Genomic DNA, 2,359 nt, shown 5'->3' with positions numbered 1-2,359 from the left:
CTCCCGTCACGGGAGGCGGCCTTCACGCTCGGGTGGGCTCACCCGGGGAGGTGACTAGCCGGCATACGGCTTGGCCTCGAGGATCTTGACCTCGATCTTCTTGCCGTTGGGGGCCTCGTAGCTCACGGTGTCGCCGATCTTGGCGCCGTTGATGGCCGCCCCGACCGGGGACTTCTCGCTGAAGACCTCGAGCTCGTCGCCCTCGATCTCGCGACTGCCGAGCAGGAAGGTCTCCTGGTCGCCGAACATCTCGACGGTCACGACCATGCCCGGCACGACGGTGCCGTCGTTCCTGGGGGCCTCGCCGACGGTGGCGGTCTCGAGCAGCTGGGTGAGCTGGCGGATGCGGGCCTCCATCTTGCCCTGCTCCTCCTTGGCGGCGTGGTAGCCGCCGTTCTCCCGGAGGTCACCCTCCTCGCGGGCCGCCTCGATCTTCTTGGCGATCTCGGTGCGGCCCTCGCCGGAGAGCTGCTCGAGCTCTGCCTTGAGACGGTCGTACGCCTCCTGGGTGAGGAAGCTCCCCGTGGTGGTCGCAGTGTCGCTCACGTCTGACTCCTTGGTTGGACCCGACGGGCCGCGCGGGGGTGCGCCGGCGTGTCGGGTGACTAAGCAATCGGGCCCGGACCCGACCGGTGTGGTCGCAGGTCCAGACCCAAGTGTGAAGCGACCAGCCTAGCAAGCGAAGGGGTGGTCAGGGCCAATCCCGTGCTCGCCGGTCCCGGTGCGGGTGCTACTGCGCCCCGTCCACGGAGCAGGTCTGGACGACACCAGTCACCGCACGCGAGGTGGTGCGGACCGTGGTCTGCCGGTGCACCGAGTCCGGGCCCCCTGCGGGCACGTGCACGGTGACGCTGCCGACCGTGCCGAAGTGGGAGTCCAGCGCCCTGACCTCGCAGGTCACGGCCTTGCCGGAGGGCCGGTTCACGTCGTAGCTCACGTCCACCCGGCCGTCGTCGACCACGTGGTAGCCGATGTCCGTCCACGACACCTGCCCGAGGGTGCTCGCCAGGCCCAGCCAGACGGCGAGGGCGATGCCCACGGCGCACCCGATGGTGCCGATCACCCACCAGCGGGTGGTTCCGGGGGCGGGGCGGGGCAGCGGCACGGGGGACCCTTCCGACGCGGGCGCGGTCGGCGCCGGGTGACATGATGAGCCCGATCATTCTCCGACATGGCTCCACGAGGTGTGCACGGTGGTTGAAGGACTGCGACTCATGGCGGTGCACGCGCACCCCGACGACGAGTCGAGCAAGGGCGCGGCCACGATGGCCAAGTACGTCGCCGACGGTGTCGAGGTGCTGGTGGTCTCCTGCACGGGCGGCGAGCGCGGCGACGTGCTCAACCCTGCCCTCAAGGACGACCCCGAGATCCTGCGCGACCTGCCCGACGTGCGGCGCCGCGAGATGGCCAAGGCCCAGGAGATCCTGGGGGTGCAGCACACCTGGCTCGGCTTCGTCGACTCCGGCCTGCCCGAGGGGGACCCGCTGCCGCCGCTGCCGGAGGGGTGCTTCGCGCTCGAGCCGGTCGAGGTGACCACCGAGGCCCTGGTGCGGGTCGTGCGCGAGTTCCGCCCGCACGTCATGACGACGTACGACGAGAATGGTGGCTACCCCCACCCCGACCACGTCATGACCCACGTGGTCGGCATGTCGGCGTTCCGTGCGGCGGGTGACCCCACGGCATACCCGCACGCGGGCGAGGCGTGGCAGCCGCTGAAGATCTACTACAACCAGACGCTGTCCAAGGGCCGCATCCTGGCCTTCCACGACGCGATGGAGCAGGCCGGGCTGGAGTCCCCCTACGGCGAGTGGATCGCGCGCTGGGAGGAGCGCGGCGAGCGCACCATCACCACGCGCATCCCCTGCGCGGAGCACTTCCCGACCCGCGACCGGGCGCTGCTGGCCCATGCCACGCAGATCGACCCGGAGGGGTCGTGGTTCATGGTGCCGCTGGAGATGCAGCAGGAGATCTGGCCGACCGAGGACTTCGAGGCAGCCCTGTCCTACGTGCCGGTCGAGCCCATCGAGGACTGCCTGTTCGCCGGGATGGGTTCGCTGGCCGAGGCCGACGCCCTCGCCCGCAAGGGCGGCCTCGAGCTGCACTACGACGGCACCACGAAGGACGCATCGTGAACACCACCGTGAGCACCAACGTCACGGCCGGACTCGGGGGCTTCCTGGCCTTCTTCCTGCTCGCGGTCGCGCTGTGGCTGCTCATGCGCAACATGAACGCCCGCCTGCGCCGGATGAGCTTCCGCGAGGAGGCCGAGGCCAGGGACGCCCAGGACGCCCGGACCGGCGGTGCCCCGGCACCGCGCGCCGGCGGCACCGGCGAGGACGCACCCGGTGCGGCGGACGCG

The 2,359-nt window shown here is 70.8% G+C and carries 4 protein-coding genes; 2 read left to right on the top strand and 2 right to left on the bottom strand.

Features of this window, described 5'->3' with window-relative positions; genetic code table 11:
* Positions 1 to 54: 54 nt before the first annotated feature.
* Together greA and VF825_RS18550 are read right to left on the bottom strand one after the other, a co-directional pair.
* A complete protein-coding gene (gene greA / locus VF825_RS18555; protein WP_331116158.1) occupies positions 55 to 546 on the bottom strand; it encodes a transcription elongation factor GreA in 492 nt (163 codons plus the stop codon).
* 184 nt (positions 547 to 730) lie between these two features.
* Positions 731 to 1,105, bottom strand: a complete 375-nt coding sequence (locus tag VF825_RS18550; protein ID WP_331116156.1) for a DUF4307 domain-containing protein — start codon at positions 1,103 to 1,105, stop codon at positions 731 to 733.
* 88 nt (positions 1,106 to 1,193) lie between these two features.
* Here VF825_RS18550 and mca point away from each other — a divergent pair, with 88 nt between their 5' ends.
* Both mca and VF825_RS18540 read left to right on the top strand, forming a co-directional pair.
* On the top strand, positions 1,194 to 2,132 hold the full coding sequence (gene mca, locus VF825_RS18545) for a mycothiol conjugate amidase Mca (RefSeq protein ID WP_331116154.1): 939 nt from the start codon (positions 1,194 to 1,196) through the stop codon (positions 2,130 to 2,132).
* A partial coding sequence (locus tag VF825_RS18540; protein WP_414695896.1) for a hypothetical protein occupies positions 2,129 to 2,359 on the top strand: 231 nt, incomplete at its 3' end. The genes mca and VF825_RS18540, both read left to right, overlap by 4 nt.

This window comes from Oryzihumus sp. (genome assembly GCF_036391795.1).
Taxonomy (GTDB): Bacteria; Actinomycetota; Actinomycetes; order Actinomycetales; family Dermatophilaceae; genus Oryzihumus.
Note: the sequence above shows the minus strand (reverse complement) of the source record. Positions and strands in the feature narration are given on the sequence as shown.